General features: G+C 62.8%; 4 protein-coding genes. All 4 read left to right on the top strand.

Going from position 1 to position 4,840, the window contains the following annotated elements; genetic code table 11:
* The coding region (locus tag B7L71_RS06975) for a carboxyltransferase domain-containing protein (protein ID WP_139790078.1) at positions 1-1,353 on the top strand (1,353 nt) is incomplete at its 5' end.
* Positions 1,350-2,429 carry an isopenicillin N synthase family dioxygenase gene (locus B7L71_RS06970; protein WP_081136949.1) on the top strand — a complete coding sequence of 360 codons (1,080 nt, stop codon included), beginning with the start codon at positions 1,350-1,352 and terminating at the stop codon, positions 2,427-2,429. The genes B7L71_RS06975 and B7L71_RS06970, both read left to right, overlap by 4 nt.
* On the top strand, positions 2,426-3,142 hold the full coding sequence (locus B7L71_RS06965) for a hypothetical protein (protein WP_081136947.1): 717 nt from the start codon (positions 2,426-2,428) through the stop codon (positions 3,140-3,142). Before B7L71_RS06970 ends, B7L71_RS06965 begins: the two co-directional genes overlap by 4 nt.
* A gap of 38 nt (positions 3,143-3,180) precedes the next feature.
* Positions 3,181-4,840, top strand: a 1,660-nt coding sequence (gene atzF, locus B7L71_RS06960; protein ID WP_081136945.1) for an allophanate hydrolase, incomplete at its 3' end; no start/stop codon positions are given.

The raw sequence follows: 4,840 nt of genomic DNA, 5'->3' as shown, positions 1-4,840 counted from the left end.
CTGGAAGATGCCCGCGCCCTGGAAGCGCATCAGCGGACGCAGTTGCAGCAGCTGTCCGCCCAGCCCGCGCCCGTTTGTGAGGCCGAGCGCGGCTCGCCGCTGCTCCGCGAGGTCGATGCTGCCGAGGCAGGCGAGCGCATCGTCTACCGCCGCGCAGGTGACGACTTCCTGCTGATCGAATTCGGCCCCATGGAGCTGGATATCGCGCTGCGCTTTCGGGTCCACGCCTGGATGCTGTGGCTACGCGAGCACCCAGTGGTGGGGCTGCGCGAGCTGACGCCGGGCATTCGCTCCCTGCAGCTCCATTACGAGCCCCGCCAGCTAAGCCTCGACCAGCTGCTCGACCACCTGCGCCAGGCCGAACAGGCGCTGGTGGATGTCGAGTCGCTGGAAGTGGAGTCCCGCGTGGTGCACCTGCCGCTCTCCTGGGACGACCCCGCCTGTCAGGAAGCGGTGGACAAGTACCAGCGCAGCGTGCGACCCGACGCCCCCTGGTGCCCCAGCAACCTGGACTTCATACGCCGCATCAATGCGCTGGAAAGCGAGCAGCAGGTGCGCGATATCGTCTTCAACGCCCGCTATCTCGTCATGGGGCTAGGGGACGTCTACCTCGGCGCACCGGTCGCCACTCCCCTCGACCCGCGCCAGCGGCTGGTTACCACCAAATACAACCCGGCCCGCACCTGGACCGCCGAAAACTCGGTGGGTATCGGCGGCGCCTACCTGTGCGTCTATGGCATGGAAGGCCCCGGCGGCTACCAGTTCGTGGGTCGCACCCTGCAGATGTGGAACCGCTATCGCACCACGGCCCACTTCGAGAACCCCTGGCTGCTGCGCTTTTTTGATCAACTGCGTTTTCATGAGGTCAGCCACGAGGCGCTGGTGCAAATTCGCCGCGACTTCCCCCATGGTCGTTACGAGTTGTCCATTGAAACGACTCGCTTTCGCTTGGCGGACTACCAGGCCGACATCGACAAACATGCCTCGGCAATTGAGACCTTCCGCTCAAAACGTGAAGCCGCCTTCCAGGCCGAAATGGCCGCCTGGCGTGCCAATGGCCAGTTCACCTTTGAAGATCAGGCCCCGGAAGCCACCGAAGTCACCGCGTTGGATGATCACGAAATAGGCATCGAAAGCCCCGTCACCGGCAGTCTGTGGAAATTGCTGGTGGAAGAGGGTGATCTGGTAACGGCTGGCCAGCCAGTGGCATTGGTGGAGTCGATGAAAATGGAAGTTGAGATCACCGTCCACTGCGCTGGCCGTGTTACTCGCTTACCCCTTTCTGAGGGCGCTTCCATTGCGCCGGGGCAACCACTTGTGGTGCTCACCAGTGAACAGGAGGTAAACGCATGAGCCAGATCACCGCCGACCAGCGCTTAGCTGACTTTCAAGCAATCCCCGTTATCGACATTAGCGGTTTACTCCATGGTGATGCCGCTGCACGCCAAGCGGTTGCGGATAACCTTGGTCGCGCCGCACGAGACGTGGGATTCTTTCAAATGGTGGGACACGGTATCGACCTCCCGCTTCGCGAGGGTTTGATTACTCAAGCCAAACGCTTCTTTGCCCAACCTGAAGCCATCAAAATGGAGCGCTACATCGGCCTCTACCATCACCACCGAGGCTATGTTCCTCCTGGTGAAGAGTCGCCAGACCCTAACAAGCCGGACATGAAAGAGGCGTTTGATCTTGCCTTTGAACTGCCCAGTGACGACCCAGAGGTGTCGGCAGGTACGCCACTCCTCGGCCCCAACCCCTGGCCCGACCTTGACGGTTTCCGCGAGCCTATCGCCGCCTACTACGAGGCTGCCTACCAAGTGGGCCGGGCACTCATGGGCGGCTTTGCCCGAGCATTGGGTCTTGATGAGCAGCAGCTACTGCGCCACGTCACCAAGCCGCCCAGCCAACTGCGATTGATCCACTATCCGTATAACCCTGATGCCGAAGATGCCCAAGGCATCGGTGCCCATACCGACTACGAGTGCTTCACGCTGCTGCTACCCACTGCACCGGGGCTCGAGGTCATGAATGGTGCAGGCAAATGGATCGATGTCCCCTATCAAGAGGATGCATTAGTCGTCAATATTGGCGACATGCTGGAAATTTGGAGCAACGGCGAATTTGTGGCGACCTCCCATCGAGTGCGCAAAGTTAAACAGGAGCGCTACTCTTTCCCGCTGTTTTTCGCCTGCGATTACCATACTGAAGTGGCACCGCTGCCTGAATTGGTCGAGCGCCACGGCAAAGCTCATTACGCACCGCTCAAAGCGGGCGATCACCTCTACGCCCAAACGATCCAGACCTTCCGCTACCTGCGCGAGCGTTTGGCAAAGGGTGAGATTACGCTTCCCGAAGGTGCCCGCGAAGTGGGTAGCCTGGGCCAGCACGGCAAGCACTCGGCTGCCCAAGACGAGAAGCCCGAGTCATGACCCTACCACTCCCCGCCACACCAACCGAGTTTCGGGGCGTCTGGAAGCGCACGCTCTATGCCGAGCCCGCTCAGCCGCCCTACCAGTACACGGATACCGGCACCCAGGTGGTCTGGCTTCAGGGCGCTCAGTGGCATGCCGACCTGCGCCTTCCCGCCCATCACGATGCGCTGGCAGGCATCGAGCACCTGGGGGCGTGCAGTCGAGCGCAGCTCGAATGGCTCGCCCACCTGACCGGATTCGTCGGCATCACCCAGATCGACGGGCCGGTATGCACCTGGCACCGCCTGCAGGACCTGAACCCCAGCCTGGAGAAAGACGTCGGCCACCTGGCCTGGCTCGATGACCACCTGCTCGAAGAGCAGCACCCCCACGGGCGCTACGTCGAACACTGGCAACGCCAATGCCCCCCCGACCAACGCGAGCTAGTGCGCACCGACGCCCAAGGGCGGCTACGCTGGTTACAGATTGGTGACCATGCCATGGCCATCACTCCGCGCCCGGCACCAGGCCACCAGAACTCGCTATACACGCCACTGGAAAAGGCCAGCAATGACGCCCTGCGCTGGCGAGCCAGCCTGTGCATGGACTATCTGGAGCGCGATGGGCAAGGGTGGCAGATTCGTCTTTCGACCCACCCCTGGCGCATAGGTCACCCAGCCACGCCAATGAACGACACGCCACTCAAGCTCGACACGACCCAGAACGGCTAGGTAAGACCACTAGCTCAGAACTAGATTAGGAGACCACCATGGCACTCACCCAAGCGCTGGATATCGCCAGCCTGCACAGCGCCTATCGGCAGGGCAACCTGACACCTGCACGACTGGTAGAACACCTGCTCTCCTTGGCCGATACACACGGCCATGACCCTGCCTGGATCACCCGGCTGACGCGTGAGCAATTAGCGCCCTACCTCCAACGCCTGGAAGGCGAATCGCCGGAGACCCTGCCCCTGTACGGCATTCCGTTTGCGATCAAGGACAATATCGACCTGGCGGGCGTTCCGACCACGGCAGGGTGTCCTGCTTTTGCCTACACGCCCAGCGAACACGCTTTCGTCGTGCAGCGATTGATCGATGCGGGAGCGATCCCCATGGGCAAAACCAACCTGGACCAGTTTGCCACGGGGCTGGTCGGTGAACGGGCGCTGGAGGTTTACGGCACGCCCGCCAATGCCTTCGACCCGACGCGGGTGCCGGGTGGCTCCAGCAGCGGCTCGGCGGTGGTCACGGCGGCGGGCATGGTCAGCTTTGCTCTCGGTACCGATACGGCGGGCTCAGGCCGTGTGCCGGCCTGTTTTCACAACTTGTACGGCGTCAAGCCAAGCCTTGGCCTGCTCAGCACCCGCGGCGTAGTACCCGCCTGCGCAACGCTGGACACCATCAGCCTGTTTACCTTCACCGCCGACGATGCCGCGAAAGTGCTCAGCATTACCGCTGCCTATGATGATCAGTGCGCCTGGTCGCGAAAGCACGATTTTGCCGTGCACGCCAGACGCTATGGAAAGGCCCCTTCCGCGTTCCGCTTTGGCGTACCGCCCGAAACCCAATGGCAAACGGATGCAGCCTACACCCAGGGCATGCACCAGGCCATTGCCCACCTTGAAGCGCTGGGCGGTGAAAAGGTCGAGCTGGACTGCGCGCCCCTGTTGGCGGCGGCGCGCCTGCTTTACGAAGGCCCCTGGGTGGCCGAGCGCTACCACGTGATTCGTGAGCTGATGGCCAGCCACCCCGAAGCCATTCACCCAGTGACGTTTCAGATCACGCAAGGCGGGGCCACCCCGCTGGCGGTCGATGCCTTCGATGCCCGCTATCAGCTCGCCGAATTCAAGCGTCAGGCCGATGCGCTCATCGCCCAGGTGGATGTGATGCTCAGCCCCACCACGGTGACCCACCCCACCAAGGCAGATGTCGCCGCTGACCCAATTGGCGTGAACTCACGGCTGGGGACCTGGACCAACTTCATGAACCTGCTCGATTACAGCGCCCTGGCGGTACCTGTGGCATTGTCCGAGAGCGGCCTGCCTGCCGGAGTCACCTTGTTCGGCCCGGCGTTTGCCGACCTGATGCTGCTGTCGTTGGCGCGGGCGCTGGAAGCACGCGTGATGCTGCCACTGGGGGCAACCGGCATTGCACATCCGCCACTCGCTGATTTGGCAACCACCGCCCAGGACGGCCACATGGAGATCGTGGTGTGCGGCGCTCACCTGAGCGGCTTACCCCTCAACCACCAACTGACGGAGCGCGGCGGCGTACTGCTCGAAGCGAGCCAGACGGCTCCTTGCTACAAGCTGTTCGCGCTGGCAGGCGGGCCGCCTTCGCGTCCGGCGCTGCTGCGCGATGCGGGGGGCCAGGCCATTGACGTCGAGGTATGGCGGTTGCCCGTCGAGACCGTGGGCAGCTTTCTGG

It is taken from the genome of Halomonas sp. BC2, assembly GCF_002078115.1.
Taxonomy (GTDB): domain Bacteria; phylum Pseudomonadota; class Gammaproteobacteria; order Pseudomonadales; family Halomonadaceae; genus Vreelandella; species Vreelandella stevensii.
Note: the sequence above shows the minus strand (reverse complement) of the source record. Positions and strands in the feature narration are given on the sequence as shown.

Bases quoted from the DNA above. Each gene is read 5' to 3' on its own strand.
- B7L71_RS06970 (WP_081136949.1), top strand. From the start codon at position 1,350: ATGAGCCAGATCACCGCCGACCAGCGCTTAGCTGACTTTCAAGCAATC.
- B7L71_RS06965 (WP_081136947.1), top strand. From the start codon at position 2,426: ATGACCCTACCACTCCCCGCCACACCAACCGAGTTTCGGGGCGTCTGG.